Below are 26,049 nucleotides of genomic sequence, written 5' to 3'. Positions count from 1 at the left end.
CCAGCGCAAGCGGCCATTTCGGTGTCCGGTGGCCGCGCTGCGCCACGGCCTGGCGTGTCGCGCGAAGCGAGCAACGGCGAAGTACCCGCCCTCGGTCGCGTCAAACCGGTCCCTCCCGGCCGGTTCCGCCCTAACAGCGCGGGGACGGGGCAGGGTGGCTAGCATCGGGCGGACGCACACCGGACCGGTGGCCTGGCCTTTCGCGACAGCACTAGGGGGACGAGTCATGACCTACCCGCCGCAGCAGCCCGGCGGCTACGGCCAGCAGCCCGGTCACTACGGGCAGCAGCAGCCCGACCCGTACGGGCAGCAGCAGTACGGCGGGTACCCGCAGTCCGGTCCGCACCAGCAACCCGGCGCGTATCCCGGTGAGACACAGCAGTTCGGCCAGCCTGCACCCTACGGGCAGCCGCCGCAGGGCGGGTACCCGCAGTCCGGTCCGCAGCCGCAGCCCGGCTATCCCGGTGGGACGCAGCAGTTCGGCCAGCCGGATCCGTACGGTCAGCAACCCGGCCACGGCGATCCCTACGGTGGATTCGACGCGTACCCGCAGGGCGGCTACGGCGAAACACCGCCGCCCAAGAAGAAGACCGGGCTCATCGTCGGTATCGCGATCGGCGCCGTGGTCCTCGTCGGTGGTGGGGTGACCGCCCTCGTCCTCGCGCTGAACAGCGGCGACGACAAGAACACCACTGCGGCGCCGCCCTCGAGCAGCCAGGCCGCGCCCCCACCGCAGACCTCCGCGCCGAAGTCCTCTTTCCCCAGCGCGAGCAGGTCGAGTTCGCCGAGCGCGTCCAGCTCGAAGCCCGCCACCGGCCCCGCTCCCGGCGGCAAGGGCAACCCGCAGGAGCTGTTCGACGCGGTCGTTTCCGACTACCTCGCCGGCGACGGGAAGTCGCTGGAGACCCGGGTCTGCCGGGCCAACACCAACGGCAAGCCGATCGACCTCGACAAGGTCCAGGTCGAGCTGACCTCCCCCGCCGTCATCAGCCAGGACGGCCAGAAAGCGACCGCACGGTACCGGGCCACACCGAACGGCAAGACCGCGGAAGGCACATTCACCGCGAACAAGGAGTCCGAGGTCTGGTGCCTGTCGGAAGTCAAGGCGGACAAGAAGTGACGAGGCCGCCGCCGCGGTGAAACGCCAGCTGGTCGCCGGATCGGTGCTGCTCGGCGCGGTGGTCGCCGGGGCGGTGCTCGGGCTGCTGCTCATCGCGCCGTCCGGCTCCGACCCCGCGCCCACGCCGGCACCGGCCGCGCCGCCGGCGCCGACGTCCCGCACTCCGCCCGAGGCGGACGTCGCCGCGGTGAACGTCGCGGCCAGGGCCATCGCGGACGCCATCACCCGGCACGACTCGGCCGCCTACGGCAAACTCACCTGCCGCACGCAGACCGCCGAAGCGCTGGCCAACCTCCAGCGCACCTGGGACACCGCGGGCGAGGTCACCGCGACACTGCCGAAGGCACCGGACATCCGCGGCGAGTCGGCGACGGTCGTCGTGCACGTCGAGGGCTCGGCCGGGATCAAGGACACGCCGTTCCCGCTGCACAAACTGGACGGCCGCTGGTGTGTCCCCGGCTGAACCGCCGGGTCAGCCCTTGCTCGGCCTGCGGTGGACGCGCGGCGACAGCGTCCCGTCGGCGAGCCTGCGCGCGGTGAGCAGGAACGCGGTGTGCGCGACCATCCGGTGGTCGGGGCGGACGGCGAGGCCGACGACGTGCCACGGCCGGATCAGCGACTCCCACGACTGCGGCTCGGTCCAGCACTGCTGTTCCCGCAAGGCTTCCGTCACCCGCGACAGCTGGGTCACGGTGGCGACGTAGACGGTCAGCACCCCGCCGGGAACCAGATGCGCGGCGACGTTGGGCAACTGCTCCCACGGGGCCAGCATGTCCAGTACGACGCGGTCCACCTCGCCGGTGTGCGTGGCGAGGTCGGCAACCGTGAGCGACCAGTTGTCCGGTTTCTCCCCGAAGAACTTGACGACGTTGCGCTCGGCGTGTTCGGCGTGGTCGTCCCGGATCTCGTAGGACGACACCTGGCCTTCGGGGCCGACCGCGCGCAGCAGCGAGCAGGTCAGCGCGCCGGAACCCGCGCCTGCTTCCAGCACCCGCGCGCCGGGGAAGATGTCGCCCCACATGACGATCTGCGCGGCGTCCTTCGGGTAGATGACCTGCGCGCCGCGCGGCATCGACAGCACGTAGTCCGGCAGCAGCGGGCGCAGCGCCAGGTATCCGCTGCCGCCCGTCGACGTCACGACCGAACCCTCGGGCTTGCCGATCAGCTCGTCGTGCGCCAGCGCGCCCCGGTGCGTGTGGTACTCCCCGCCGTCGGCGAGCGTGATCGTGTAGTGCCGCCCCTTCGAATCGGTCAGCTGAACCCGGTCACCTGCACGAAACGGTCCGCTGACCGACAACTGATCCTCCACGCTCACACCGCATTACCGAGGAGAGATCTTCGCAGGTGGTCTCGCCGGGCATCACGCTGGGTGCCTGCCACGGCTCAGTGCCGCGCGCAGGTCTTCGCGCCGGAGCACACCCGCCGGACGGCCTTCGTCGTCGACCACGAGGAACTGCCAGGCCGGGGTTTCCCTGACCCGCTCGGCGATCTCCTCCCCCGGTTCGGAGGCGAGCAGCACGGTCTCGGCGCGGATCGGCTCGGCGGCGAGTTCGGCGGGCGCGTGCGGAGACGTCCCCGCGAGCTGTTCGGCCGCGGACTCGTCGAGCAGTCCGGCCGCGACGCCGTCCGCCCGGACCAGCACCACCCCGCGACCCGCCGAAGCCGCCAGCGCGTCCGACACCGGGCTCTCCGCGGGCAGCTGGAGCACCGGGCGGACCAGCTCGCTCAGCACGAGCCCGTCCGGCCAGCTGCGCCGGGTCTCCGCCGCGAGTTCGGCGCGGGCGCCGAGGATCACGAACCACGCGGTGATCACGCAGACGCCGAGCCGCAGCCAGCGGTCCTCGCTGCCGGTCGCCAGGCCCCACATCGCCCAGACCAGCAACGCCGTGGCCACCACGGCTCCACCGGCGACGGCGGCGCGGGTGCCCTTGGCCCTGGCGCCGGTCACGGCCCACACCCCCGCACGCACCAGCCGCCCGCCGTCGAGCGGCAGGCCCGGCAGGAGGTTGAACACCCCGACCGCGAAGTTCGCCACCGAGCACTCCGCGACGAGCAGCCACACCGGACCGTCCGGGACCGCGAACAGCAGCAGCGCGCAGAACCCGCCGAGCAGCAAGGACACGATCGGCCCCGCGGCCGCGACGAGCCCCTCCTGGCCGGGCCGCCGGGGCGTCCGCGCCACCTCCGCGAGCCCACCCAGCAGGAACAACCGGACCCGGCGGACCGGGATCCCCAGGCGGAGGGCGACGACGGTGTGGCCGAGTTCGTGTGCCAGCACCGACAGGCCCAGCAGGACCGCGAACGCCGCGGCCAGCAGCCACGAGGTCAGTGTCGACGCCTCCGGCAGCAGCCGCCCGACCAGCGGCGCGTACAGCACGACCACGATCAGCGAGCCGATCCACCACGACGGGGCGAGCAGCACGGGAACGCCGGCCACCCGGAACAGCAGCAACCCGCCCTCCGGGGTCGAGACGGTGCGAGAGGGCCCTGCGCCGTGCTGGCTGGTCGCCGACATACCTCGCAGCGTAAGGCCCGTGGTGTGGGGACGCGGTGATCCGGGTGCCCCCGGGACGGGTGGTGTCGCTCATTCGCGCCCGAGCCCCGCCGACGCGTTTCGCACGCCGGGACTGTCGGTGCCCGGCGCTACGCTCTGCCCATGCCCGACACCGAGACGGTCACAACTGACGTGCTCCCCACCGCGGCGGCGGCATCCGGGGCGGCTGCCGGCACCCCGCCGCGCAGACGGCCCGCGCTGTCCCCGTCCCGGGCGAGTGACTTCAAACAGTGCCCGCTGCTCTACCGGTTCCGCGCGGTCGACCGGCTGCCGGAGGTGCCCAGCAAGGCCCAGCTGCGGGGCACGCTCGTGCATTCGGTGCTGGAGCGGCTCTTCGCGTTGCCCGCAGCGGACCGGGTGGCCCCCCGTGCGAAGGAACTGCTCGAACCGGCGTGGACGGAGCTGTCCGCCGACCGTCCGGAGTGGACGGAGCTGTTCGAAGGCGAGAACGCCGAGGAGACGTCGGACTGGCTCGCCTCGGCCGAGAAGCTCATCGACGCCTACTTCGGCCTCGAAGACCCGCGACGGCTGGAACCCGAAGCGTGCGAGCTGCACGTCGAGATCGAGCTGGGCTCCGGCGTGCTGCTGCGGGGCTACATCGACCGGGTCGACGTCGCCCCCACCGGCGAGATCCGGGTCGTCGACTACAAGACCGGGGCGGCGCCGCGCGAGATCGGCGAAGCCAAAGCCATGTTCCAGATGAAGTTCTACGCGGTCGTGCTGTGGCGGCTGCGCGGCGTCGTGCCCCGCCAGCTCAAGCTGATGTACCTCACCGACGGCCAGTCGCTGGCCTACACGCCGGACGAGGCCGAGCTGGTGCGGTTCGAACGGACGCTGGAAGCCATCTGGCAGGCCATTCTCAAGGCGGGCAAGACCGGGGACTTCCGGCCGAACCCGAGCAAGCTGTGCGGCTGGTGCGATCACCAGGCGCACTGCCCGGAGTACGGCGGGACACCGCCGCCCTACCCTGGCTGGCCGGAGCCGGACGCCGGCGAAGAGACCGCGCTGGACAGGGCGGACTGACAGCGATGGCGGACGCGTTCTACCTCCCGCTGCCCGACGGCCGGCTGCAGGCGACCCCGCACACCGCGGGACCGTGGTCACCGGATTCGCAGCACTTCGGCCCGCCTTCGGCGTTGCTCGTGCGTGCGCTCGAAGCGGCCGAAACGGGCTCGCATCCCGGGCTGCTCGCCAGGATCACCGTCGAGATCCTCGGCCCGGCGCCGGTGGCGGCGGAGCTGTCCGTGCGCTCGTGGCTCGACCGGCCCGGCCGGTCCGTCGAACTGCTGGGCGCGGAACTCGCCGCCGGGGACAAGGTGATCGCGCGGGCCTCGGCATGGCGGATCGCGACGTCGGACACCGCCGCGGTCGCCACCGGCGACGTCGCCCCGCTCCCGCCGCCGGAGGACTGCGAGGAGGCGCCGTGGCCGCCGGGCTGGCAGGGCGGCTATCTCGAGGCGATGGAATGGCGCACGATCCGGGGCGGGGCGACCGAGCCCGGCCCCGCCGCGGTGTGGGTGCGGCAACGGCTCCCGCTCGTCGACGGCGAGGAGCCGAGCGCGCTGCAGCGTCTGTTCACCGTGGCCGACTCCGGCAACGGCGTGTCGAACTTCCTGCCGCTGGACCGCTGGTGGTTCATCAACTCCGAACTCACGGTGCACGTACGCCGCCCACCGGCGGGCGAATGGATCGGGCTCGACGCGGCCACCGTCGTCGGTCCCCACGGGGTCGGCACCGCCACGAGTACGCTGCACGACGGCGCCGGTCCGGTCGCCACCGGCGCGCAGGCCCTGCTGGTCCGGCCGCGACAGGCCGGAGGCGGATAGCTGGGCGCGAAGGCACGGGATCCAATAACCTTCGCGGAACGACGGGACAAGGGAGCGCTCCGGCATGCAGATCACCTCGGTGGTCAACCAGAAGGGCGGGGTCGGCAAGACCTCGCTGAGCGTCGGCGCCGCGGCCGCGCTGGCGGAGCGGGGCCGCCGGGTGCTGCTCATCGACCTGGACCCGCAGGGGCATGCCACCACCGAGATGCTCGGCCTGTCCGAGGTACCGGTGGACGCGCCGAGCCTGGCCAAGGCGCTCACCAAGCTGTGGAAGGGCCCGCTGGAGGAACTCGTCGTCGCGCACCCGCGCAGCAACCTCGGCCGCGGCGGCGCGTTCGACGTCATCCCGACGTCGCCGGGGATGTTCGACCTGATCCGGCGGCTCGACCAGTTCCGGGTGCCCGGCTGGCAGCTGGCCAGGGTCATCCAGTTCGCGAACTACGACCACGTCATCATCGACTGCCCGCCCGCGCTCGACGTGCTGACCAACAACGCGCTCGCCGCGTCGCACGGGATCCTGGTGCCGGTGCAGCCGGACAAGACCAGTATCCGCGCGCTGCGGTTGCTCGGTGACCAGGTGCGCTACGTCGAACAGACCGTCGGGCGGCAGCCGATCGCCTGGTACGGCCTGGTTCCCGGGCTCTACCGGCGGCCGATCTCGCACTACGCCGCGGCGGCGCTGCAGGAGATGTACAACTTCGGCATCCCGATGCTCTCGCACATCCCGCTCGGCGTGGTGATGAACGAGGCCGCCGCGAACGGCGTCCCGGTGACGACATACGCGCCGGAAACCCTGCAGGCGGTGTCGTTCCGGGAAATCGCCGAGACGCTGGACGGCTATCTCGCGCAGAACCCCGGCCCGATCGAGCCCGCGGAGGAGGAGTTCGTCTTCGAGGACTTCATCTCCGAGGTCGCCGTTGCCCGCAACCACAACGACAACGGCGCGAGGAAGAAGCTCTACGACCTCATGCCGAAGAAGCCCCCGCGCCCCCGCTAAGGCAGGTCGGAGTCACCGCCGAGATTCTCGATCATCCGGCGCAGCACGTTCAGTGCCGCGACGTACTCGTCGGTCGTGATGCCGAGATGCGTCTGAACGTGGGCCCTGGCGGTGTGCTCCCGGGCCCGTGCGAGCCCGGCACGCCCCGCCTCGGTGAGCGTCAGTGTTCCGGCTTCCTCGGCGAGCCAGCCCCGGCCGGCCAGGTTGTCGAACACCGCCGCGAAGTCGGTCTCCTGGTCGTCGAACGGGGAAAGCCGTGCGGTCAGCCGCTCCCGGTTCCAGCCGCCGGGGTCGCCCGCGACGTGGTTGAGTGTCCACCAGTGCGGCTGGGTCAGGTTCTCTGTCGCCAGTTCGGCGCGAATCCGGCCGACCACGGCCCGGTACGCGGCACCGCTCCAGTACCCGATCGGCTGCGCGGCCAGCTGTTCCCGCGTGTAGTTCTTCATGTCCACCATCCTGGAAGCTCCAGGTTGGTGGAGGTCAAGCACGTGGACGAAGCTCCGGCGCCCCGCCGAGGGGCACGCGCGGAGCTCCGTCCAGCGGTTCCGGAGCTGTCACCGAAGCCGCACACTGGCGACATGAATCCACCAAACAGAACAAAGTGGACAGTCAGCGCCCCAGCTCTGCTGCTGAGGCGCCGGGCTCACAACCGGCAGGAGCGGATGTCCGAGGCCAGCACTGCCTTCGCGCCGGCCTCGGCCAGCTCGTCCATGATCCGGTTGACCTCCTTGCGCGGCACCATCGCGCGCACCGCGACCCAGTCCGCGTCGGCGAGCGGAGCGACGGTCGGCGACTCCAGGCCCGGGGTGATCGCGATGGCGCGGTCCAGCAGCGACCGCGGGCAGTCGTAGTCCAGCATCATGTAGTGCTGGGCGAACACCACGCCCTGCAGCCGCGCGGCCAGCTGCGACTTCGCTTTCGCTCCGGCGGCACCCCTGCGCTGCAACAGCACCGCCTCGGACACACAGATCGGGTCGCCGAACGCGACGAGGTTGTGCTGGCGCAGCGAACGTCCCGATTCGACGACGTCGGCGATCGCGTCGGCGACCCCGAGCTGGATCGAGATCTCGACCGCGCCGTCGAGCCGGATGACCTCCGCCTCCACACCGTGGCGCTTGAGATCGTCGCGAACCAGGCGCGGGTACGACGTCGCGAGCCGCTTCCCTTGCAGGTCCTCGGGTTTCCAGTCGCGTCCGGCCGGGGCGGCGTAGCGGAAGGTCGACCCGCCGAAGCCCAGCCCGAGGATCTCCTCGACCGGAGCGCCGGAATCCAGGGCGAGGTCCCGGCCGGTGATGCCGAGGTCGAGTTCGCCGGAACCGACGTAGATCGCGATGTCCTTGGGGCGCAGGAAGAAGAACTCGACGTCGTTGACCGTGTCGAGCACTGTCAGGTCACGCGCCTCATGCCGCTTGCGGTACCCCGCCTCGCTGAGCATCTCGGCCGCGGCGGCGGCGAGGGCTCCCTTGTTCGGCACGGCGACACGCAGCATTTCGGTTCTCCTCGGATTCGGCGCGCGAAGGCGTCACAGGTAGCGGTACACGTCCTCGGTCGAGAGGCCCCTGCCGAGCATGAGCACCTGCACCCGGTACAGCAGCTGGGAGATCTCCTCGGCGAGGCGCTCGTCGGACTCGTGCTCGGCGGCGATCCACACCTCGCCCGCCTCCTCGAGAACCTTCTTGCCCTGCGCGTGGACGCCCGCGTCGAGTGCGACGACGGTGCCGGAACCGTCGGGACGGGTACGCGCGCGCTCGGCAAGCTCGGCGAACAGCTCATCGAAGGTCTTCACGATCTGCAGATCCTTCCATCCCCGCCCCGGGCCCGCCGCTCCGGGCCGTCCGCGTGCCGCCGATGTCACACCGCCGGGGCCGGACCCGCGGCGGCTAATTCGGTTTGCCGGAGCCGCCGGGTGCTGGACCATGCGGACATGCGCTTCTCGATCAACATCCCGAACTTCGGGGACTTCGCCGATCCGAGGGCCGTCGTGACCGTGGCCGAGGCCGCCGAGCAAGCGGGCTGGGACGGGCTGTTCCTGTGGGATCACGTGGTGCACGACAAGGACAAGCGTCAAGGGCAGCCCTTCGGGGAGCCGTGGATGCTGCTGACCGCGGCGGCACTCGCGACCTCGCGTATCCGGCTCGGCACGCTGGTCACCCCCGTCCCCGGGCGGCGCCCGGAGCAGCTCGCCCGGCAGGTCGCCACGCTCGACCATCTCAGTGGTGGGCGGGTGGTGTTCGGCGCCGGTCTCGGCGGGCCGATCAAGGACGAGTTCGGCAGCTTCGGCGACGAGACCGACCCGGTCCTGCTGGCGGAGCGTCTCGACGAGAGCCTGGGGCTGCTGGACCGTTACTGGTCGGGTGAGCCGGTGAACCATCGCGGACGGCACTACACCGTCGAGGACGTGACCCTGCTGCCCGCGTCGGTGCAGCGCCCTCGTCCGCCGGTCTGGGTCGCCGGGATCTGGCCGAACCGCAGGCCGTTCCGCCGGGCCGCGCGCTGGGACGGCGTGGCTCCCCTGTTCACCGCCGCGGGGCACGGCGTGATCCCACCACTCGATCAGGTCCAGGATCTGGTCGGCTACGTCCGGCAGCATCGCGAGGACCGAGTCGCCGATCCCTTCGAGATCGTCCTCGGCGGCGCCACCCCGGGCGACCCGGCCGAGGCACGCGACCGGATCGCGCCGCTGGCCGAGGCCGGTGCCACCTGGTGGGACGAACGGCATCTCCAGACCGGCGACGAGTTCGACCGCCTCACGCCCGTGCTGCGCCGCATCGACCAGGGCCCGCCCGCCTGGTGACCGATCCTCCGCCCTCCCCCGGCTCGCGTGCAAGCGTGGCAAGAACGGAACGACCTCTCGGCGAGCATCGAGCAGAAAACCGGGACTCGGCTCCACCCCGCTCAGCCGATGTAGATACGCCTCCGTACCGCACGTTTGCCGAATACGATCCCGGCGTGCTCACCACGCGTCTTGATCTCGATCGGATCCATGCGGCCCACCGCGTGATCGACCCCATGTACCTGAACACCCCGATGTACCGGTGTGATGCGCTGGGACGCCACCTCGGCTGCACTGTGAGCATCAAGCTGGAAACGGCGAACCCGGTGCGCAGCTTCAAGGCCCGGGGTACCGAGCTCGTTGCCAGCCTGCTCACCGAACAGGGCCGGACCGCCGTGGTGTGCGCCAGCGCCGGCAATCTCGGCCAGGCGCTTGCCTGGTCGGGTCGCCGCCGCGGCCTCGACGTGACGGTGGTGGCATCCGTGCGGGCACCCGTTGCCAAGCTTGATCGGATCCGCGCGCTGGGCGCGGAACTGGAACTGGTGGACGGCGACTTCGAAATGGCCCGCGAGCGAGCTGCGCGTATCGCGCACGAGCGCGGCATCCGGTTGCTGGAAGACAGTCTGGACATCGAGACATGTGAGGGCGCCGCGACGATCGGCCTCGAGCTGGCGGGCGGGGAATCCACGTTCGACGCTGTTCTGATCGCCCTCGGTGGCGGGGCGATGGCCACCGGCGTGGGCTACGTCCTGAAGACCTTCGTACCGGGAGCCGAGGTGATCTGCGTGCAGCCCATCGGAGCGCCGGCGTTGACCCGCTCGTGGCACGAGCGCCGCGTCGTCACCACCGAGTCGGCCGACACCATCGCCGACGGCGTCGCCGGGCGGTTCCCCATTCCAGACGTCCTGGACGACCTCCTCGTGGTGGCCGACGACGCCGTCCTTGTCCGCGAGTCGTCGATCATCACGGGCATGCGGCTGCTCCTGGAACACACGGGCCTGGTCGTCGAACCCTCAGCAGCTCTCGGCGTCGCCGCCATCCTGGAAGACCGCGACCGTTTCGAAGGCCGTCACGTCGTCACCGTGATCTGCGGCAGCAACGTCGACCTGGCTGCCTATCACCGCTGGGTTCATCGGTAACCGGACGACGCCGAACTCACCGACCACCCGCACGGGGTGCAGGCCGTGCCCCAGCTGCGTCGTCCGGGCCGCGTGAGCCCGTCCGGCTCAGAACAGTGTGCCGTGTTCCTGCTCGAAGTCGAGCAGGTAGCGCTTGCGGTCCAGGCCGCCGCCGTACCCGGTGAGCGAGCCGTTGGCACCGACCACGCGATGGCACGGCACGATGATGCCGATCGGGTTCTTCCCGTTCGCCAGGCCGACCGCACGGGACGCCGACGGCTTGCCGAGGAGGTCGGCGAGCTGGCCGTAGGACCGGGTCTCGCCGTACGGGATGTCGCACAGCGCGGTCCAGACCAGCCGCTGGAACGAGGTCCCGCCGAAGCTGAGCGGGAGGGTGAATTCGTGGCGCTGTCCCGCGAAATACTCCTTCAGCTCGGCCTCGGTGCGAGCGAAGATCTCGGCGCCGGGGTCGCTCCGGCCGAAGGTGGTCTCGTCGGGGCGATGCCGTTGCCGCTCCATGTAGAGCCCGCAGAGCGCGTCGCCCTCGGCGACGAGGGTCAGCGGGCCGCAGGGACTGTCGACCACGGTATGGGAACGCATGGATTCTCCTTGCCGGGTAAGCGAAGTCAGGCGGCGGGCAGGTGGTTGATCGGGTGATCGCCGGTCGCCCACAGGTGCTGGGTGGCGTAGGCCCGCCAGGGACGCCACGATTCGGCGTGCGCGGTCATCGCCGCCGGGCTGCCGAGCCCGAGCGCGGCGCCCGCGTTCTTCACGCCGAGGTCGGTCGGGAGGAAGGCGTCGGGGTCGCCCAGCGACCGCATCGCGATGCTTTCGACCGTCCACGGGCCGAACCCGGGCAGGGCGGACAGCACCGCCCTCGCCTTGCCCCAGTCGCTTCCGGCACCGAGGTCGAGTTCGCCGAAGGCCAGTGCGTCGATGAGTGCGAGCAGGGTGCGGCGACGGCTCTTCGGCATCGCGAGCGTCTCCGGGTCGAGGTCCGCGAACGCTTCGGCGTTTGGGAACAGGTGCGTGAGCCCGCCCTCGGAGTCCTCAATGGACAGACCGTGCGCGACGACGAGCCTTGCCGCGTGCGTGCGGGCCGCCGCCGTCGAAACCTGCTGGCCCAGTACGGCCCGGACGGCGAACTCGTCGCCGTCGGTGGTCCGCGGGACGCGACGGCCGGGCGCGGCCGCCACGAGCGGGGCGAGCACCGGGTCCTTCGCGAGCTGGTCGTCGACGGCGATCGGGTCCGCGTCGAGGTCGAGCAGGCGGCGGCAGCGGCTGATCGCGGTCGCGAGGTCCCGCAGATCGGTCAGGGTGAGGCGGCAGCCGATGAAGCCGTCGTCGGGGCGGAGGGCGACGACACCGTGCCCGTGCGGTAGCCGAAGCGTGCGCCGATAGGCGCCGTCACGCCACTCCTCGACGCCGGGGACCGCGGTCGCGACCAGGTGGCCGAACAGGTTGTCCGGGAACAGCGGGGCGCGGTAGGGCAGGCGCAGGGCGAGGGTGCCCGCCGACCGTTCCGTCCGGCCGCGAGCCCGGCCGCGCAGCTCCGTCGGGGACAACGCGAACACCTCGCGGACGGTGTCGTTGAACGTCCGGATACTGCCGAAGCCGGCGGCGAGCGCGAGTTCGGCCATCGGCAGTTTCGTCGTCTCGATGAGCATCCGCGCGGTCTGCGCGCGCTGCGCCCTGGCCAGTGCCAGTGGCCCCGCGCCGAGTTCGGCCATCAGCTGCCGTTCGATCTGCCGGACGCTGTAGCCGAGGCGCGCCGCCAGCCCGCCGACGCCGTCGGTGTCGACGATCCCGTCCGCGATCAGGCGCATCGCCCGCGCGACGAGATCGGCGCGTTCGTTCCACTGTGGAGAGCCGGGGCTGGCGTCGGGACGGCACCGTTTGCAGGCGCGGAATCCGGCCTGCTGCGCCGCCGCCGCGCTCGGGTAGAAGCGCATGTTCTCCGGTTTCGGCGGCACGACCGGGCAGCTCGGACGACAGTAGATCCGGGTCGTCGTGACGGCGGTGTAGAACCATCCGTCGAACCGCGCGTCCTTCGCCTGGACCGCCCGCACACACCGCTCGAAGTCCTCATGCACCCGTCCAGCATCGCGGACCCACGACCGGCGGGCTAGCGAAAATGCGACATCTACGTGAGCGCCACGGCCTCAGGGCAGCAGGGCGGCGAGCGTCGCCGCGTCCACTCCGACGAGGGAGTCGCGGAACACCCGCCGCTCCCCCGGCTCGACCTCGACGTCGTTGGGCACGACGAGCACGGTGCAGCCCGCCGCGGCGGCCGACTCCGTGCCCGGGGGCGAGTCCTCCACCGCCATGCACCGCACCGGGGACACCCCGAGCAGTCCGGCGGCCTTGAGGTAGGGCCGGGGATGCGGTTTGTTCAGCCCGTCCACCTCGTCCCCGCACACCGTGACCTCGAAGAACTCGCGTCCGATCGTGTTCAGCGCCAGGTCGGTCAGCTCGCGCTCGGTCGAGGTGACCAGCGCCATCGGGACACCCGCGGAACGCAGCGCCGCCAGTGCTTCCCGCGCTCCCGGCCGCCACGGCAGCGCGTCGTCGAAGAGCCCGGACGTGCGGCGGCGGATCCACTCGTTGGTCTCCGCGACCTTCTCCGGTGTCACCGTGTTCCCGGTCACTTCGAGCAGGCACGTCGAGGTGGCGTCCATATTGGACCCGACGAGGGTCATCCGCCGCTCTTCCGAGAGCGTGCCGCCCAGCCATTCGGCCGCCTCGTAGAGTGCGACGTCCCACAGTTTTTCCGAATCGACGAGCGTGCCGTCCATGTCCCACAACACGGCGGCGAGTCCGTCCGATGTGGACGGTGAGGCCACGGGTCCCCCTTCTCGGGTCAGGTGTTGAAATACTTCGCTTCGGGGTGGTGGCAGACGATCGCGTCGGTCGACTGCTCCGGGTGCAGCTGGAACTCCTCGGACAGCTTGACGCCGATCCGTCCCGGCTCCAGCAGCTCCACGATCTTCGCACGGTCCTCCAGGTTCGGGCACGCCCCGTACCCGAGCGAGAACCGGGCACCCCGGTAACCGAGCTTGAAGAACTCCTCGACGTCGTCCGGATCCTCCTCGGCAACCGCCGTACCGCTCGCGAACCGCAGCTCCTGCCGGATCCGGCAGTGCCAGTACTCCGCCAGCGCCTCGGTGAGCTGCACACCGAGCCCGTGCACCTCGAGGTAGTCGCGGTAGTTGTTCCCGCCGAACAGCTCGTTGGCGTACTCGGCGATCGGCTGGCCCATCGTGCACAGCGTGAACGGCACGACGTCGACCACGCCCTCCTCCAGCGCCCGTTCCCGCGGCCGGTAGAAGTCCGCCAGGCACAGCCGCCGGTCGCGGCGCTGACGCGGGAAGGTGAAGCGCGTCCGCTCCGGCGCGTCCGGCCGGGGCTCGGTCAGCACCACGACGTCGTCGCCGTCGGCCACGCACGGGAAGTAGCCGTAGACGACCGCGGCGTGCGCGAGGACGCCGTCCGCGGTCAGCTTGTCCAGCCAGTACCGCAGTCGCGGCCTGCCCTCGGTCTCGACCAGCTCCTCGTAGGTCGGCCCGGCACCGCCGCGGGCGCCCTTGAGCCCCCACTGCCCCATGAACGTCGCGCGCTCGTCGAGCATCGCCGCGTAGTCGGCCAGCGCGACACCCTTGACCACGCGGGTGCCCCAGAAGGGCGGTGTCGGCACCGGAACGTCCGTGGCGACGTCGGAGCGTGCGGGCGGCGGCTCTTCGAGCGCTTCCTGCTCGGCCTGCTTCGCCTTGCGCGCCTCGGCGATCCGCAGCGACCGCTCCCGGCGTTCCTTGCGCTCCTGACGCTTCTTCTCCGCCTCCGCGTCCACGATCGGTGTCTCGCCGCGTTTGGCGGCCATGATCGCGTCCATCAGCCGCAGCCCTTCGAAGGCGTCCCTGGCGTAGCGGACGTCGCCGAGGTACAGCTCGGTCAGATCGTTCTCGACATACGAGCGGGTGAGCGCGGCACCGCCGAGCAGCACGGGCCAGCGCGCGGAGACGCCACGGGAGTTCATCTCCTCGAGGTTCTCCTTCATGATCACCGTCGACTTCACCAGCAGCCCGGACATGCCGATCGCGTCGGCGCCGGCCTCCTCCGCCGCGTCGAGGATCGTGGTGATCGGCTGCTTGATCCCGAGGTTGACCACCTCGTACCCGTTGTTGGACAGGATGATGTCGACGAGGTTCTTGCCGATGTCGTGCACGTCCCCGCGTACGGTCGCCAGGACGATCCGGCCCTTGCCGCTGTCGTCGTCCTTCTCCATGTGCGGTTCGAGGTGCGCGACCGCCGCCTTCATCACCTCGGCCGACTGCAGCACGAACGGCAGCTGCATCTGGCCGGAGCCGAACAGCTCGCCGACGGTCTTCATCCCGGCCAGCAGCGTGTCGTTGATGATCTCCAGCGCGGGCCGCTGCGTCAGCGCCTCGTCGAGGTCGGCGTCGAGCCCGTTGCGCTCCCCGTCGACGATCCGCCGTTCCAGCCGCTCGAACAGCGGCAACGCGGCCAGCTCCTCCGCGCGGGAGGCCTTCGACGACGCCGTGCTGACGCCCTCGAACAACGCCATCAGCTCCTGCAGCGGGTCGTAGCCCTCCCGGCGCCGGTCGTAGACCAGGTCGAGCGCGACCGCGCGCTGTTCGTCCGGGATGCGTGCCATCGGCAGGATCTTCGACGCGTGCACGATCGCGGTGTCGAGGCCCGCCTGGACGCATTCGTGGAGGAACACCGAGTTCAGCACCTGCCGGGCGGCCGGGTTGAGCCCGAACGAGACGTTCGACAGCCCCAGCGTGGTCTGCACGTCCGGGTAGCGCCGCTTCAGTTCGCGGATGGCCTCGATCGTCTCGATCGCGTCCTTGCGCGACTCCTCCTGGCCGGTGCAGATCGTGAAGGTCAGGGTGTCGATGATGATGTCGCTCTGCCGCAGGCCCCAGTTGCCGGTCATGTCCTCGATCAGCCGGGCGGCGATCTCGACCTTCTTCGCCGCGGTGCGGGCCTGACCCTCCTCGTCGATCGTCAGCGCGACCACCGCGGCGCCGAACTCCCTGGCCATCGCCATGACCTTTTGGAAACGCGACTCCGGCCCGTCGCCGTCCTCGTAGTTCACCGAGTTGATCGCGCACCGGCCACCGAGACGCTCCAGGCCCGCGCGCAGCACGCCGACCTCGGTGGAGTCGAGCATGATCGGCAGCGTCGACGCGGTCGCGAGCCGTCCGGCCAGCTCGGCCATGTCGGCCTCGCCATCGCGGCCGACGTAGTCGACACACAGGTCGAGCAGGTGCGCGCCGTCGCGCGTCTGGTCGCGGGCGATCTCGACGCAGTCCTCGAAGCGGCCGTCGAGCATCGCCTGGCGGAACGCCTTGGAGCCGTTGGCGTTGGTCCGCTCGCCGATCATCAACACGCTGGCGTCCTGCTGGAACGGCACGGCCTGGTACAGCGAGGACACGCCGGGCTCCGGGCGCGGGCGGCGCTCGGCAGGCCGCAGCTCGGCGACCGCCTCGGCGAGCTGGCGGATGTGCTCGTCGGTGGTCCCGCAGCAGCCGCCGACCAGCCCGACGCCGAACTCGCCGACGAACCCGGTGAGCGCCTCGGCGAGACCTTCCGGGCTCAGCGGGTACACGGCGCCGTTCGGCCCCAGTTCGGGCAGTCCCGCGTTCGGCATGACCGACAACGGCACCCGCGCGTGCTTGGACAGCTGCCGCAGGTGTTCGCTCATCTCGGCGGGCCCGGTGGCGCAGTTCAGGCCGATGAGATCGATGCCCATCGGCTCCAGCGCGGCGAGCGCGGCGTTGACCTCGGTGCCGAGCAGCATCGTCCCGGTGGTCTCGACGGTGATCGAGGCGATGATCGGGATACGCCTGCCCTCGGCGGCCATCGCGCGGTGCGCGGCGATGATCGAGGCCTTCGTCTGGAGGATGTCCTGGGTGGTCTCGACGATGACCGCGTCGGCGCCGCCCACGACCAGCCCGCGAACCTCCTCGAAGTAGGCGTCACGCAGCGTGGTGAACGGGGCGTGACCCAGCGTCGGCAACTTGGTGCCGGGACCGACGGAGCCGAGGACGAACCGCGGCCGCTCCGGCGTCGAGAACTCGTCGGCCACCTCGCGGGCGAGCCGGGCCCCTGCCTCGGCGAGTTCGAAGATCCGCTCGGGGATGTCGTATTCGGCCAGGTTCGCGTAGTTGGCACCGAACGTGTTCGTCTCGACAGCGTCCGCGCCGGCCGTCAAATATCCCCGATGGATACCGCGGACTACATCCGGACGGGTGATATTCAGTATCTCGTTGCACCCCTCGAGACCTGCGAAATCGTCCAGGCCGAGGTCGTGCGCCTGCAGCGCGGTCCCCATCGCACCATCGGCGACCAGGATCCGGGTGCGGAGTGCGTCGAGCAACGGCGAGGAGAGGCGATCGGACATGCTGAACAGCGTACGGCGGGAGGGTCGTAGGCTGGTCAAGTGAGTGAGCCCGTCGACGAAACCCAGCGGCCTGATGAGCCGGGCAGCGCCCCGGAGCCCGATCGCGCCGAAGAGAACCGCCCCCTGATGGTCGTCGCCTTCGAAGGCTGGAACGACGCGGGCGACGCGGCCAGCAGGGCGGTCGAGCATCTGCAGCTCAACTGGGACGCCACGCCGCTGGCCGAGCTGAGCCCCGACGACTACTACGACTACCAGGTCAGCAGGCCCACCGTCCGCATGGTGGACGGCGTCACCCGGCGGATCGACTGGCCCACCACGCGCCTGTCGGTGTGCCGGCCGGACGGCCTCGACCGGGACGTCATCCTGGTACAGGGGCCCGAGCCGAACATGCGCTGGCGGGCGTTCTGCGCCGAGCTGCTCGAACACATCCAGCAGCTCGACGTCGCCGTGGTCGTCACGCTCGGCGCGCTGCTCGCCGACACCGCGCACACCCGGCCCGTGCCGGTCACCGGGACCGCGTACGACAAGGAGACCGCGTCCCTGTTCCACCTCGACCTGAACAACTACCAGGGCCCGGTCGGCATCACCGGGGTACTGCAGGACTACTGCGTCCAGGCGGGCATCCCGGCGGTGTCCATCTGGGCCGCGGTCCCCCACTACGTCTCGCACCCGCCGTCGCCGAAGGCCACCCTGGCGCTGCTGCGCAAGCTCGAGGACGTCCTCGACGTCGAGATCCCGCTCGGCGCGCTCCCGGAGCAGTCCGAGGAGTGGCAGCGCACGGTCACCGAGATGGCCGACGAGGACGAGGAGATCAGCGAGTACGTCCGAGGGCTGGAGGAACGCGGCGACGCGGAAAGCGAATTCACGCTGGAAGACGTCAGTGGCGACAAGATCGCCGCCGAGTTCGAGCGCTACCTGCGCCGCCGCAGGCCGGGACAGGACGGCCCCGGCCTGCGCTGAGCGGTACCGCCAGGCATCAGGACGGCCAGAGGACGCGGCGCAACGGGACCGGGCCACGGGCCCGTTTGCGCCATTCCCGCGGGTAGCCGAGCGACACCTCCTCGAACCGGACACCGTCCGCCTCGGTCGTGCGCGGGATGTGCAGGTGCCCGTAGACGGCGACCTCCGCGCGGTAGCGCAGATGCCAGTCCTCGGTCCGCGTCGTGCCGCACCACAGCGCGAACTCGGGCCAGTAGAGCGGTGCCGTCGGGTGCCGGTGCAGCGGCCAGTGCGACATGAGGATCGTGCCGTGCTCGGCCGGGATCGCGTCGAGCCGCTCGACGCTGGTCTTGAGCCGGTCCGCGCACCAGGCCTGGCGTGTCGGGTAGGGGTCGGGGTGAAGGAAGTACTCGTCCGTGCAGACCACCCCGGCGTCGCGGGCCTGCTGCAGCGCGACCTCCAGTGACTTCCCCTCGGCGGCGGGCGTGCGCCAGCTGTAGTCGTAGAGCACGAACAGCGGAGCGATCGTGAGCGGGCGTGCCGCGTGCCGCCACACCGGGTACTCGTCCTCCGGGGTGAGGACGTCGATCGCGCGGCAGCGCTCGACCAGGTGCTCGTACCGCGCCTGGCCCCGCAGCTGGCATTCGTCCTTGCCGGTGGTCCACAGCTCGTGGTTCCCCGGCGTCCAGATCACCTTCGCGAACCGCTCCCGCAGCACGCGCAACGTCTCGATGACCGACTCGGCCCGTTCCGCGACGTCCCCCGCGACCAGCAGCCAGTCGTCCGGGGATTCCGGCACGACATCGTCGACGATCGGGGCGTTGCCCTCATGGGTCACGTGGAGGTCGCTGGTGGCGAAGAGATGTGGCACTCCACCACGTTAACCATCCCGGCGCCGGACGCGACGGTGAACGACGAATCGCACACCCTGAAAGACCGCGAACGTGGTCCTGCTCGCCCCTAGGGTGTCGGACATGGACGCGGATGGCTGGCTGGCGGACACGCGGACGTCCTACGACACGGTCGCCGTCAGTTACGCCGATCAGCTACGTGGCGTTGTCGAAAGCGCGCCGTATTTGCGGGCGGCGCTGGCCCTGTTCGCCGACGCCGTGCGAGCGGCAGGGGACGGACCGGTGGCGGATATGGGCTGCGGACCGGGGCACGTCACCGCCCATCTGGCCGGGCTGGGCATCGACGCCTTCGGCATCGACCTCTCGCCCGCGATGATCGAAGTGGCGCGGCGTGATCATCCCGGCCTCCGGTTCGAGGTGGGGTCGATGACCGACCTGGATCTCGCCGACGGTTCGGTCGCCGGTCTCCTCGCCTGGTGGTCGCTGATTCACCTGCCCGACAGCGTGGTGCCCTCGGTTTTCGGGCACTTCCGGCGGGTGCTGCGCCACGGCGGGCCGCTGCTCATCGGCTTTCACGTCGGTCGCGAGGTCCGGCTGAAAACCACGGGCTACGGCGGGCATCCCATGAAGGTCCAGGTCCACCGCCGACAACCTGGGCAGGTGGCGGCCTGGCTGCGTGACGCCGGATTCACCGTCGAAGCCCAGCTGCTGCTCGACCCGGACGAGGACGTCCCGCAGGCCCTGCTTTTCGCCCGCCTCCGAGGAGCGCCGACCGATACTCCCGGATAGGTTTCCGGCGCGCGACGAGCACGATCAGGCCCGCCAGGAGGTAGAGACCCGCTTGCGCGTCGAGCAAAACCGCTGAGCCGAGCACGGGGATCAACGCGCCCGTGAGCAGCGCGCCCACCGACGCCCCGGCGGCGACCACGGCGAACACCGTGCTGAGCACGCGGCCGGCCCGCTCTCGGGGCACGACGCTCTGGACCTCGGCGAGCTGCCCCGCGCCGATCAGGACCGCCGGTGCGCCCACGGCCATGAACAGCCCCACGTACGCCCCGATCACCGTCGTCACCGCGGCGAGATTCCAGATCACCGCGGACAGCGCGCCCATCGCCAGCGCGCCCCAGCCCAGCAACGCGGCGGGCGCGATCCGGCGGGCGATCGTCGCCAATGCGAGCCCCGCGACCAGTCCCCCGATCGCCTGGACGCCGCGCAGCAGACCGGCGTCGGCTTCGCTGCCGCCCAGGGTGTCGAGCACATAGACCACGAAGAGCACCAGGAACATGCCCTGGGCCACCGATCCGAACACCAAAGCCGCGCCGACCGGTCGCAGCCGCCGGTGCCGGGCCAGCTCCCGGAGACCGTCCACCCAGGCTCGGAGCACCGGCTCGCGAGCACCGACGTGTGGGGTGTTTTCCTTACGGCCGAACGGTTTGAGCAGCAAGAGCACCGCCGCCGCGAGGGCAGCGACGTAGCCGAGCACCACCGTGCCGAGGCCGGAGGCACCGAGCAGCGCACCACCGAGCCAGCCTCCGGCCAGCCGCGCGACGTTCCCGTTGACACTCATCAGGCCGTTCGCCGCGGTGACGTCGGCGACGCCGACGAGCTGCGGTACCAGCGCGCTGCGCGCCGGTTCGAACGCCGAGGCCAGCCCCGCTTGCGCCGCCATCACCACGTACACGACCGGCGCCCCGGAGAACGCCAGCAGCGGCAGCACGACGATCGCCTGGCCCACCGCGACCGCGCTCATGACCAGCCGCCGGTCCCACCGATCCGCGACCACCCCCGCGATGGGGCTCAGCAGCACCATCGGCAGCATGCCGAGCACGATGCTCAACGCCGTCGACGTCGCCGAACCGGTGGTCCGGAACAGCTGGACCGGCAGCGCGACCTGGAGCATCCACTCGGCGCTCTCGGCGAAGAACGCCGCCACCCACAGCCTTCCGAAACCCGGCTCCCCCAGCGGCCCCTTCACGCGCCCGGCCGTCCGTCGGGCGCGATGCGGGGGAAGGCCCGCAAGCCGACGTGCACCGGACGCGCGTCCTCCGGCGCATCGGTCCTGATCGTTCCGACGTACGGCCGGACCAGTGCGTCGATCGCGTCCGCCAGCCGGGCCAGCTCCGCCGGTGTCACCCGCAGCGCGTAGGTGCTGAGGCCACTCGCGTCCCGCCACTCCGGCTCCAGTTCGTCCACGGTGTCCAGGAATCGCCGGGTCAGCTCCTGCTCGCGCGCGAGCGCCGTGCCGACGACGGCGAGCCGGGCCCGCCGCGACGCCGGATCGGCCGGTTCCCCGAGATCGAGGCCGACCTGGCAGGCCCGCCACGGACGTTCGCGGCCGTCCTCGGCTTCGGCCCGTTCCACCAGGCCGTGCTGCGCGAGCCGACGAAGGTGCCAGCTGCAGTTCGACGCCGTGGACCCGACCGCGGTCGCGCACTCGCTCGCCGTGCGCGGGCCCATGGCCATCAGGTGATCCAGGACGGCCGAGCGCAACGGATGGGCCAGCGCCCGCATCAGCTCCACGTCCTCGATCCGCTTGCGCGGTGGCAGCCGAGTCATCGATCCCCCCTTGTGAAAGCTTTATTTCGAAAGTCTTCTTTCAGAATTGCAGCCGATCTGCGGAGTGTCAACGGCTTCCGATACCCTTGACTTGTCAGTCACTGCACAGGGCAGCGACTGCTCCCATTCGCTACTGCTTTGGACGCCGCCCGTGCCCGACCAGCGAGAACTCGCCACAGCCGCCGCGCTGGCGCTCCCCCACTTCCTCAGCTCCACCGTGCGGTTCCACGCGGCCGTCGCCGAGCGCCTCGGGGTGACCGCCACCGAACTGCACTGCCTCCACCTGGTCAGCGGCGGCGTTTCGGACTCCCCGACCGAACTCGCGGGCCTGCTCGGCATGACCACCGGCGCCTTCACCCGCATGCTGGACCGCATGGAGCGCGCCCGGCTCGTCGAACGCGTCCCGGATCCGGCGGACCGGCGCAGGCTCGCCGTGCGGCCACTCCCGGATCGGCTCGCCGAACTCGCCGAGCTGTACGCCCCGCTGGCCCGGTTCTTCGGCGACCGGCTCGGCGGCTTCGACCGCCGCCAGCTCACCGCGCTGCTCGGGTTCCTCGCCGACGGCCGGGCGATCGCCGAACGCGAGACGACGCGCCTGCGCGAGTCGCCGGGTCACGTGACCCGCGTCATACCGAGTTGACTAACTCTACTAGTGTTGCGTTAAGCTGATCGCACTATGAGGAACTGAACCGCGCCCCTCCCCGCTTCCGAGGCCGCGCCCGGTCGAGCCGACGCTCCCGTGCGCCACGACGCCCGGTGGGGATTCCCGCATTCCACCCAGGGCTCGGTGATGCTCCATGTCTCGTACGCTTTCCTTGCAGGCCAACGACCTCGTCTTCGGCTACGGCGCGCGTGTCGTGCTCAACGGCGTCTCGCTCATCGCCTCCGCCGGGCAACGCGTGGGCCTCGTCGGCGAGAACGGCGCCGGGAAATCGACGCTGTTGCGGCTGCTCGCCGGGCTCGAAGAACCACGCTCCGGCGACGTCCGGCGCGGCGACGACCTCGGCTTCCTCCTCCAGGAGTTGCCGTTCCCCGCCACAGCGGCGTTCTCCGACGTCATCGACGACGCGCTCGCCGAGATCCGCGCGGCCACCGTGCGGCTCGACGAACTCACCGCCGCGATGGCGGAGCGGCCCGACGACGTAGCGGTACTCGAGGAATACGGCCAGGTGCTCGACTGGGCGCAGGCCCATGACCTGTGGGACGCCGACCGGCGTGCCGAACTCGTCTGCGACGGGCTCGGACTCGGCGGAATCGACCCGCGGCGGGAACTCGGCACGCTGTCCGGCGGCCAGCGCTCCCGGCTCGGGCTCGCCGCGCTGCTCGTCCGCCGTCCGGAGACACTGCTGCTGGACGAACCGACGAACCACCTCGACGACGCCGCGATGGAGTTCCTCGAACGCCATCTCGCCGAACTCACCGGCGTCGTCGTGCTGTCCTCGCACGACCGGGTGTTCCTCGACGCGGTGTGCACGGACATCGTCGATCTCGACCCGGCACCGGCGGATCGCCTGGCGGGCGGCGCGACGCGCTACGGCGGCTCGTACTCCGCCTACCTCCGGCAGAAACGGGCCGAACGCGCCCGGTGGGAGCAGCGGTACGCCGAGGAACAGGAGGAGCTCAAAGAGCTTCGCGAGACTGTCGCCGTCACCGCGCGAAACGTCGCGTACGGCCGAGGCCCGAGGGACAACGACAAGTTCATCCACCACTTCAAGGGCGCGCGCGTCCAGAAGACGATCGCCCGCCGGGTGCGCGACGCCCAGCAACGACTCGAGGAGCTGGAACGTGATCAGGTCCGCAAACCGCCCGCTCCCCTGCGCTTCGCCGCCGCGCTGACCGGCGGGGCCACCGGGGACGGTCCCGCGATCTCGATCCGGGAACTGGAGGTCCCCGGACGGCTCAGCGTGCCACGGCTCGACGTCACCGGGGCGGCCCGGCTGCTCGTCACCGGCGGCAACGGCGCCGGCAAGTCGACGCTGCTGTCCGTACTCGCGGGACGGCTCGCGCCCGCGAGCGGGACCGTCCACTTGGGACACGGGGTGCGGGTCGGGATGCTCGATCAGGACGTCGAGTTCGACGATCCGGCCAAGACCGCGCATCAGGTGTACCGGGAGGCGCTGGGCGAGGAGGCTCCGCCGATGAGCCGTCTCGGCCTGCTCGCCTCCCGCGATCTCGGGCGGCCGGTCGGCGCGCTCTCGGTCGGTCAGCGTCGCCGCCTCGCGCTCGCTGTGCTGCTCGCCCAGCCACCGGACGTGCTCCTGCTCGACGAGCCGACGAACCACATCTCGCTGGCACTGGCCGAGGAGTTGTTCGCCGCGCTGGGCTCGGCGCCGGGCGCGGTGGTGATCGCCTCGCACGACCGCTGGCTGCGCCGGGGCTGGACCGGTGACCGGCTCGAGCTCGCCGAAGGCAAGGTCGCGTAGGCGATGCCCCGAAGACCAAGTCCGTGGGGGTCTCCTTGGGCCCGCAAGGAGACCCCCACGGCACGACCAAGCCACCAGGACGGCTCGTCTGGGTGGCGACGCCCGAGCTTGGTAAGCCAGCATGGCCTGCATGCCTACCGTGTCCGAGAATCACGTGGAGCCCGGCCGGCCGTCTCGGGTGAACGACTACGACAGCTTGGCCAAGGGGTACTCGGCCGAGAACGAGACCAGCCTGATGAACGCCTACTACGAGCGGCCCGCGATGCTGGAGCTCGCCGGCGAGGTGACCGGCCGGCGGATCCTCGACGCCGGCTGCGGATCAGGCCCCCTGTTCGCCGCGCTACGCGACCGCGGCGCTGACGTGACCGGTATCGACGCGAGCGCCGGGATGCTGCGGCAGGCCCGGCAGCGGCTCGGTGCCGAGGCGGACCTCCGGGTGGCCGACCTTGCCGACCTGCTGCCCTTTCCCGACGAAACCTTCGATGACGTCGTGGCGTCCCTGGTGCTGCACTACCTGCGCGACTGGGGACCGACGCTGGCCGAGCTACGGCGCGTGCTGCGACCCGGCGGCCGGCTCATCGCCTCGGTCGACCACCCCTTCGCGATCAACCTCATGCACCGCCAGGCCGGAGCCACACCCGACTACTTCGCGACCTACAACTGGACCGAGGACTGGACCATCGGCGGCCGGACCACCCGGATGAGCTTCTGGAACCGGCCACTGCACGCGATGACCGACGCCTTCACCGCAGCCGGCTTCCGCATCGCCGTCATCAGCGAACCGCACCCCGCACCAGACGCCCGCGAACTCTTCCCCGACGAACTCGCACACCTGCCCTCCGGAGCCTTCCTGGGCTTCCTGTTCTTCGTCCTCCAGGCCGACTGACAATGTCCCCCAACCCGTATGGCCTTCAGGGCGCTCTCGGCGGCTTCTTGTCCGTGCGAGATTTCCGTACTCTGCGAGGAAATTTCGCTGATCGACGGGCCGTATAGGGCGTTATACACGCTGTGTTGCCGGGAAATGCGGCAACACAGCGTGTCCGCGGTCAGAGCACGATGCCGAGGAGGGCGTCGACGGCAGCCTTGAGCTGCCCCGGCGCCTCCCGGTCGGTGCCGTCGCGACGCAACGCGGCGGTCACCCAGGCATCCACGGCGGCCAGTGCCTTCGGGGTGTCGAGGTCGTCGGCGAGGCGGTCACGGAGGCGGTCGATGGTGTCGGCGGCGTCCGGGCCTGTAGGCAGAGAAACCGCTTCCCGCCAGCGCGCGAGCCGGGCCTCGGCCTCGGTCAGCAGCTCCGCGGTCCACGGCCGGTCGGCGCGGTAGTGCCCCGCGAACAGCGCGAGCCGGATCGCCCCGGCGTCCACGCCGTCGGCGCGCAGCCGCGAGACGAAGACCAGGTTCCCGCGCGACTTCGACATCTTCTCGCCGTCGAGGCCGATCATCCCGGCGTGCACGTAGTGCCGTGCGAACGGCCCGTCCCCGGCCACCGCCTCGGCGTGCGCGGCGCTGAACTCGTGGTGCGGGAACACCAGGTCCGAGCCGCCGCCCTGGACGTCGAAGCCGAGCCCCAGCCGGTTGACGGCGATCGCGCTGCACTCGATGTGCCAGCCGGGCCTGCCCTCGCCCAGTTCGGACTCCCACGACGGTTCACCGGGCCGCACGGAGCGCCACAGCAGCGCGTCGAGCGGATGCCGCTTGCCCGGCCGCTCCGGGTCGCCACCGCGCTCGGCGAAGAACTTCGCCATCGTCTCGGCGTCGTAGTTCGACTCGTAGCCGAAACGCCCGGTCGCGGTGTGGTCGAAGTAGATGTCGGGATACTCCGGGTCGTCGGCGCGATAAGCGCTGCCGTTGGCGAGCAGCTTCGCGATCACCTCGACGATCTCCGGGATGCTCTCGACCGCGCCGACGAACTCGCGCGGCGGGATGACCCGCAGCGCCTCCATGTCCTCCCGGAACAGTGCCGTCTCGCGCATGCCGAGCACGATCCAGTCGTCGGAGTCCCGCTCCGCGCGCTCCAGCAGCGGCTCGTCGATGTCGGTGACGTTCTGCACGTAGTGGACCTCGTGCCCCGCGTCCCGCCACAGGCGGTTGACCAGGTCGAATGCCAGATACGTCGCGGCGTGCCCCAGGTGGGTCGCGTCGTAGGGGGTGATACCGCACACGTACATCCGAGCGGTCTCCCCCGGCGCGGTCGGGCGGGTCTGCCCGGTCGCGGTGTCGTGGAGCCGCAGCGGACGAGGGGTACCCGGGATGCGGGGCACGTCGACCGATGACCAAGTCTGCATACCCTCGACTCTAAGCATCGCCGCCGAGTGCCTCTCGCCCGGTGGGAAAACATCACGACCGGAGCAGTGGCGGACGGTCCCCAGCGACCGTCCGGCACCCGCCGATCGGGGGGCGCGGGGCCCGGGGGCCCCGGAAGCGGGCCCCCCGCAAACGCCGCTACCCCGCCGCCGGGCCGGCGC

At 71.0% G+C, this 26,049-nt stretch carries 25 protein-coding genes; 12 read left to right on the top strand and 13 right to left on the bottom strand.

Annotation, left to right across the window (positions count from 1 at the left end; translation table 11 throughout):
* Positions 1-226: 226 nt before the first annotated feature.
* Together ACFW0G_RS03770 and ACFW0G_RS03765 are read left to right on the top strand one after the other, a co-directional pair.
* Positions 227-1,120 carry a hypothetical protein gene (locus tag ACFW0G_RS03770; protein ID WP_378323172.1) on the top strand — a complete coding sequence of 298 codons (894 nt, stop codon included), beginning with the start codon at positions 227-229 and terminating at the stop codon, positions 1,118-1,120.
* A gap of 16 nt (positions 1,121-1,136) precedes the next feature.
* A complete protein-coding gene (locus tag ACFW0G_RS03765) occupies positions 1,137-1,583 on the top strand; it encodes a hypothetical protein (protein ID WP_378323171.1) in 447 nt (148 codons plus the stop codon).
* A 9-nt stretch (positions 1,584-1,592) separates the two neighbouring features.
* Here ACFW0G_RS03765 and ACFW0G_RS03760 read toward each other — a convergent pair whose 3' ends face one another.
* Both ACFW0G_RS03760 and ACFW0G_RS03755 read right to left on the bottom strand, forming a co-directional pair.
* Complete coding sequence (locus ACFW0G_RS03760) at positions 1,593-2,417, bottom strand: tRNA (adenine-N1)-methyltransferase (RefSeq protein ID WP_378323430.1); 825 nt, start codon at positions 2,415-2,417, stop codon at positions 1,593-1,595.
* A gap of 63 nt (positions 2,418-2,480) precedes the next feature.
* Positions 2,481-3,635: a M50 family metallopeptidase gene (locus ACFW0G_RS03755; RefSeq protein WP_378323170.1), complete on the bottom strand. Its 1,155-nt coding sequence runs from the start codon at positions 3,633-3,635 to the stop codon at positions 2,481-2,483.
* 141 nt (positions 3,636-3,776) lie between these two features.
* Here ACFW0G_RS03755 and ACFW0G_RS03750 point away from each other — a divergent pair, with 141 nt between their 5' ends.
* From ACFW0G_RS03750 to ACFW0G_RS03740, 3 genes are all read left to right on the top strand, one after another.
* A complete protein-coding gene (locus ACFW0G_RS03750) occupies positions 3,777-4,697 on the top strand; it encodes a RecB family exonuclease (protein ID WP_378323169.1) in 921 nt (306 codons plus the stop codon).
* Positions 4,698-4,702: 5 nt separating this feature from the next.
* A complete protein-coding gene (locus ACFW0G_RS03745) occupies positions 4,703-5,500 on the top strand; it encodes a thioesterase family protein (protein WP_378323168.1) in 798 nt (265 codons plus the stop codon).
* 64 nt (positions 5,501-5,564) lie between these two features.
* The gene (locus ACFW0G_RS03740) at positions 5,565-6,497 is read left to right on the top strand and encodes a ParA family protein (RefSeq protein WP_378323167.1); all 933 of its coding nucleotides are present in this window, start codon (positions 5,565-5,567) and stop codon (positions 6,495-6,497) included.
* On the opposite strand, the gene ACFW0G_RS03735 is transcribed toward ACFW0G_RS03740, so the two are convergent.
* The 3 genes from ACFW0G_RS03735 to ACFW0G_RS03725 form a co-directional block, all read right to left on the bottom strand.
* A complete protein-coding gene (locus ACFW0G_RS03735) occupies positions 6,494-6,943 on the bottom strand; it encodes a MarR family transcriptional regulator (protein WP_378323166.1) in 450 nt (149 codons plus the stop codon). The genes ACFW0G_RS03740 and ACFW0G_RS03735 overlap by 4 nt on opposite strands.
* A gap of 197 nt (positions 6,944-7,140) precedes the next feature.
* Positions 7,141-7,986, bottom strand: coding sequence for an ATP phosphoribosyltransferase (hisG, locus tag ACFW0G_RS03730; RefSeq protein WP_378323165.1), 846 nt, complete (start codon positions 7,984-7,986; stop codon positions 7,141-7,143).
* Positions 7,987-8,019: 33 nt separating this feature from the next.
* The gene (locus ACFW0G_RS03725) at positions 8,020-8,283 is read right to left on the bottom strand and encodes a phosphoribosyl-ATP diphosphatase (protein ID WP_013226745.1); all 264 of its coding nucleotides are present in this window, start codon (positions 8,281-8,283) and stop codon (positions 8,020-8,022) included.
* Positions 8,284-8,421: 138 nt separating this feature from the next.
* On the opposite strand from ACFW0G_RS03725, the gene ACFW0G_RS03720 reads away from it, so the two are divergent.
* Both ACFW0G_RS03720 and ACFW0G_RS03715 read left to right on the top strand, forming a co-directional pair.
* Positions 8,422-9,291 (top strand): LLM class flavin-dependent oxidoreductase, encoded by an 870-nt coding sequence (locus ACFW0G_RS03720; protein WP_378323164.1) that lies wholly within the window; start codon positions 8,422-8,424, stop codon positions 9,289-9,291.
* Between the two features lie 155 nt (positions 9,292-9,446).
* Positions 9,447-10,409 (top strand): threonine/serine dehydratase, encoded by a 963-nt coding sequence (locus tag ACFW0G_RS03715; protein WP_378323163.1) that lies wholly within the window; start codon positions 9,447-9,449, stop codon positions 10,407-10,409.
* 87 nt (positions 10,410-10,496) lie between these two features.
* Here the strand turns inward: ACFW0G_RS03715 and ACFW0G_RS03710 are convergent, their stop codons facing one another.
* The 4 genes from ACFW0G_RS03710 to metH form a co-directional block, all read right to left on the bottom strand.
* Positions 10,497-10,988 (bottom strand): methylated-DNA--[protein]-cysteine S-methyltransferase, encoded by a 492-nt coding sequence (locus ACFW0G_RS03710; RefSeq protein WP_378323162.1) that lies wholly within the window; start codon positions 10,986-10,988, stop codon positions 10,497-10,499.
* Positions 10,989-11,014: 26 nt separating this feature from the next.
* On the bottom strand, positions 11,015-12,481 hold the full coding sequence (locus tag ACFW0G_RS03705) for a DNA-3-methyladenine glycosylase 2 family protein (protein WP_378323161.1): 1,467 nt from the start codon (positions 12,479-12,481) through the stop codon (positions 11,015-11,017).
* Between the two features lie 69 nt (positions 12,482-12,550).
* Positions 12,551-13,231, bottom strand: a complete 681-nt coding sequence (locus tag ACFW0G_RS03700) for an HAD family hydrolase (RefSeq protein WP_378323160.1) — start codon at positions 13,229-13,231, stop codon at positions 12,551-12,553.
* Between the two features lie 17 nt (positions 13,232-13,248).
* Entirely contained in the window at positions 13,249-16,815 is a 3,567-nt protein-coding gene (gene metH, locus ACFW0G_RS03695) for a methionine synthase (RefSeq protein WP_378323159.1), read from the bottom strand.
* Between the two features lie 39 nt (positions 16,816-16,854).
* Between metH and ACFW0G_RS03690 the strand changes: the two genes are divergently transcribed.
* Positions 16,855-17,775 (top strand): PAC2 family protein, encoded by a 921-nt coding sequence (locus ACFW0G_RS03690; protein ID WP_378323158.1) that lies wholly within the window; start codon positions 16,855-16,857, stop codon positions 17,773-17,775.
* Positions 17,776-17,791: 16 nt separating this feature from the next.
* On the opposite strand, the gene ACFW0G_RS03685 is transcribed toward ACFW0G_RS03690, so the two are convergent.
* Complete coding sequence (locus tag ACFW0G_RS03685) at positions 17,792-18,625, bottom strand: metallophosphoesterase family protein (protein WP_378323157.1); 834 nt, start codon at positions 18,623-18,625, stop codon at positions 17,792-17,794.
* Between the two features lie 103 nt (positions 18,626-18,728).
* On the opposite strand from ACFW0G_RS03685, the gene ACFW0G_RS03680 reads away from it, so the two are divergent.
* Positions 18,729-19,394, top strand: a complete 666-nt coding sequence (locus tag ACFW0G_RS03680) for a class I SAM-dependent DNA methyltransferase (protein WP_378323156.1) — start codon at positions 18,729-18,731, stop codon at positions 19,392-19,394.
* Here the strand turns inward: ACFW0G_RS03680 and ACFW0G_RS03675 are convergent.
* Positions 19,294-20,580, bottom strand: a complete 1,287-nt coding sequence (locus tag ACFW0G_RS03675) for an MFS transporter (protein ID WP_378323154.1) — start codon at positions 20,578-20,580, stop codon at positions 19,294-19,296. The genes ACFW0G_RS03680 and ACFW0G_RS03675 overlap by 101 nt on opposite strands.
* Positions 20,577-21,161: an ArsR/SmtB family transcription factor gene (locus tag ACFW0G_RS03670; RefSeq protein ID WP_378323153.1), complete on the bottom strand. Its 585-nt coding sequence runs from the start codon at positions 21,159-21,161 to the stop codon at positions 20,577-20,579. The genes ACFW0G_RS03675 and ACFW0G_RS03670 overlap by 4 nt, the downstream gene beginning before the upstream one ends.
* Before the next feature lie 151 nt (positions 21,162-21,312).
* Between ACFW0G_RS03670 and ACFW0G_RS03665 the strand changes: the two genes are divergently transcribed.
* From ACFW0G_RS03665 to ACFW0G_RS03655, 3 genes are all read left to right on the top strand, one after another.
* The gene (locus ACFW0G_RS03665) at positions 21,313-21,801 is read left to right on the top strand and encodes a MarR family winged helix-turn-helix transcriptional regulator (RefSeq protein WP_378323152.1); all 489 of its coding nucleotides are present in this window, start codon (positions 21,313-21,315) and stop codon (positions 21,799-21,801) included.
* A gap of 157 nt (positions 21,802-21,958) precedes the next feature.
* A complete protein-coding gene (locus ACFW0G_RS03660; RefSeq protein WP_378323151.1) occupies positions 21,959-23,584 on the top strand; it encodes an ABC-F family ATP-binding cassette domain-containing protein in 1,626 nt (541 codons plus the stop codon).
* Positions 23,585-23,714: 130 nt separating this feature from the next.
* Positions 23,715-24,470: a class I SAM-dependent methyltransferase gene (locus ACFW0G_RS03655; protein WP_378323149.1), complete on the top strand. Its 756-nt coding sequence runs from the start codon at positions 23,715-23,717 to the stop codon at positions 24,468-24,470.
* Between the two features lie 160 nt (positions 24,471-24,630).
* On the opposite strand, the gene mshC is transcribed toward ACFW0G_RS03655, so the two are convergent.
* Positions 24,631-25,869, bottom strand: coding sequence for a cysteine--1-D-myo-inosityl 2-amino-2-deoxy-alpha-D-glucopyranoside ligase (mshC, locus tag ACFW0G_RS03650; protein ID WP_378323148.1), 1,239 nt, complete (start codon positions 25,867-25,869; stop codon positions 24,631-24,633).
* Positions 25,870-26,049 lie beyond the last annotated feature (180 nt).

The sequence above is a fragment of the Amycolatopsis sp. NPDC058986 genome, assembly GCF_042741125.1.
In the GTDB taxonomy this organism is placed as follows: Bacteria; Actinomycetota; Actinomycetes; order Mycobacteriales; family Pseudonocardiaceae; genus Amycolatopsis.
This window is presented reverse-complemented; position numbering and strand designations above follow the sequence as displayed.

Bases quoted from the DNA above. Each gene is read 5' to 3' on its own strand.
- ACFW0G_RS03770 (WP_378323172.1), top strand. From the start codon at position 227: ATGACCTACCCGCCGCAGCAGCCCGGCGGCTACGGCCAGCAGCCCGGT.
- ACFW0G_RS03755 (WP_378323170.1), bottom strand. From the start codon at position 3,635: ATGTCGGCGACCAGCCAGCACGGCGCAGGGCCCTCTCGCACCGTCTCG.
- ACFW0G_RS03750 (WP_378323169.1), top strand. From the start codon at position 3,777: ATGCCCGACACCGAGACGGTCACAACTGACGTGCTCCCCACCGCGGCG.
- ACFW0G_RS03745 (WP_378323168.1), top strand. From the start codon at position 4,703: ATGGCGGACGCGTTCTACCTCCCGCTGCCCGACGGCCGGCTGCAGGCG.
- ACFW0G_RS03740 (WP_378323167.1), top strand. From the start codon at position 5,565: ATGCAGATCACCTCGGTGGTCAACCAGAAGGGCGGGGTCGGCAAGACC.
- ACFW0G_RS03735 (WP_378323166.1), bottom strand. From the start codon at position 6,943: ATGAAGAACTACACGCGGGAACAGCTGGCCGCGCAGCCGATCGGGTAC.
- hisG (WP_378323165.1), bottom strand. From the start codon at position 7,986: ATGCTGCGTGTCGCCGTGCCGAACAAGGGAGCCCTCGCCGCCGCCGCG.
- ACFW0G_RS03720 (WP_378323164.1), top strand. From the start codon at position 8,422: ATGCGCTTCTCGATCAACATCCCGAACTTCGGGGACTTCGCCGATCCG.
- ACFW0G_RS03710 (WP_378323162.1), bottom strand. From the start codon at position 10,988: ATGCGTTCCCATACCGTGGTCGACAGTCCCTGCGGCCCGCTGACCCTC.
- metH (WP_378323159.1), bottom strand. From the start codon at position 16,815: ATGTCCGATCGCCTCTCCTCGCCGTTGCTCGACGCACTCCGCACCCGG.
- ACFW0G_RS03680 (WP_378323156.1), top strand. From the start codon at position 18,729: ATGGACGCGGATGGCTGGCTGGCGGACACGCGGACGTCCTACGACACG.
- ACFW0G_RS03670 (WP_378323153.1), bottom strand. From the start codon at position 21,161: ATGACTCGGCTGCCACCGCGCAAGCGGATCGAGGACGTGGAGCTGATG.
- ACFW0G_RS03660 (WP_378323151.1), top strand. From the start codon at position 21,959: ATGTCTCGTACGCTTTCCTTGCAGGCCAACGACCTCGTCTTCGGCTAC.
- ACFW0G_RS03655 (WP_378323149.1), top strand. From the start codon at position 23,715: ATGCCTACCGTGTCCGAGAATCACGTGGAGCCCGGCCGGCCGTCTCGG.
- mshC (WP_378323148.1), bottom strand. From the start codon at position 25,869: ATGCAGACTTGGTCATCGGTCGACGTGCCCCGCATCCCGGGTACCCCT.